Genomic DNA, 895 nt, shown 5'->3' with positions numbered 1-895 from the left:
GGCCTGCTTCGCCGGCGCGGCCGCCAGGTGCAGCCACCAGTCGCGCAGCGCGGCCGTCATGCGCCGATGCGCATCACGATGCGGCCCTCGATGTCGCCGATCTCGAGGGGCCGGCCGAACGCTTGGACGACGGCGGCTTTCATCTGGGCCATGGGTTTCTCCTGGAAGAAGGCCGCACGATAGGCAGCGTGCCCGGTTGTCTCCTTGACGTGGCTCAAGCCGCGGCGCCGGGTTGCCCCAAAGAATCGGGCCGATCACCAACCCGCGACGGAGACCGCATGGACCTGCCGACCCAGACCCACCTGAACGCCTTGCGCGGCCTGCTGCTGTTCCGGCTGCAGGGCCTGCAGGCCGATGTGCACGCGGCGCGGATGGCGCAGCAGGACGCCGGCCGGGCCGGCGGCCACGAGGTGATCGACCGCAAGGACGAGGCGACGCAGAGCCAGTCGGCGCAAATCGACGACGCGCAGGCGCAGCGCGACCTCGACGAGTTGCGCCTGACCGAGGCGGCGCTGCAGCGCCTGGAGCACGGCAGCTACGGCGACTGCGCCGACTGCGGCGAGCCGATCGCGCTGCAGCGGCTGCTGGCGCAGCCGGCGGCGCAGCGCTGCGCCGCCTGCCAGTCGGTGCACGAACGGACGCATCGCCCGTGAACGGTCGAGCGACCCCGGCCGCGTGCACGCGGTGCCGCCTCATCGGCCCCGAGCTGAGCTGACAATGGCCCGATGACTCTCGACGATCCGATCCTGTCCCACGCCCGCACGCTGACCGAACTGTTCGACGCGCGCGTCCATCGCAGCCCCGAGGGCATCGCCTACCGCCGCCACGACGCGGCCGCGAACCGGTGGGTCGCGCTCAGCTGGCGCGAGGCCGACGCGGCGGTGCGGCGCTGGAC

2 protein-coding genes are annotated in these 895 nt (G+C 72.7%); one reads left to right on the top strand and one right to left on the bottom strand.

The window, feature by feature from the left end; all coding sequences use genetic code 11:
• Window positions 1-56 precede the first annotated feature (56 nt).
• Window positions 57-218 (bottom strand): hypothetical protein, encoded by a 162-nt coding sequence (locus AC1D12_RS34295; protein ID WP_477828340.1) that lies wholly within the window; start codon window positions 216-218, stop codon window positions 57-59.
• A gap of 60 nt (window positions 219-278) precedes the next feature.
• Between AC1D12_RS34295 and AC1D12_RS34290 the strand changes: the two genes are divergently transcribed.
• Window positions 279-653, top strand: a complete 375-nt coding sequence (locus tag AC1D12_RS34290) for a TraR/DksA family transcriptional regulator (protein WP_477828341.1) — start codon at window positions 279-281, stop codon at window positions 651-653.
• The last annotated feature ends 242 nt before the right edge of the window (window positions 654-895 follow it).

Source organism: Rhizobacter sp. P1_G5 (assembly GCF_056405435.1).
Note: the sequence above shows the minus strand (reverse complement) of the source record. Positions and strands in the feature narration are given on the sequence as shown.